Genomic DNA, 264 nt, shown 5'->3' with positions numbered 1-264 from the left:
ATATGCGCATCGGCTTCGGCGAGATGCTGAAGAAGCGTGCCGGCTGGCTCGGCATCCTGTTCCTCGGCGAAATGCTGACGGCAAGCGCCATGCAGCATTTCGAGGCGGAACTGGAAAAGGCGCTGGTGCTGACGCTCTTCATCCCGCTCATCATGTCTTCGGGCGGCAATTCCGGCTCGCAGGCAACGTCGCTGATCATCCGCGCGCTTGCCTTGCAGGAAATCAGGCTGAAGGACTGGTGGCGTGTCGCGCTGCGTGAAATCC

General features: G+C 61.0%; 1 protein-coding gene. It reads left to right on the top strand.

All coding sequences use genetic code 11. The features are described from left to right. Positions 1–264 (top strand): magnesium transporter (locus SB719_RS20710; protein ID WP_412159822.1); only part of this gene is annotated, 264 nt, incomplete at both ends.

It is taken from the genome of Pantoea sp. SIMBA_079, from assembly GCF_046940275.1.
GTDB lineage: Bacteria > Pseudomonadota > Gammaproteobacteria > Enterobacterales > Enterobacteriaceae > Pantoea > Pantoea borealis.
The sequence above is the reverse complement of the archived record's forward strand: the minus strand, read 5'-3'. Positions and strand labels throughout refer to the sequence as shown.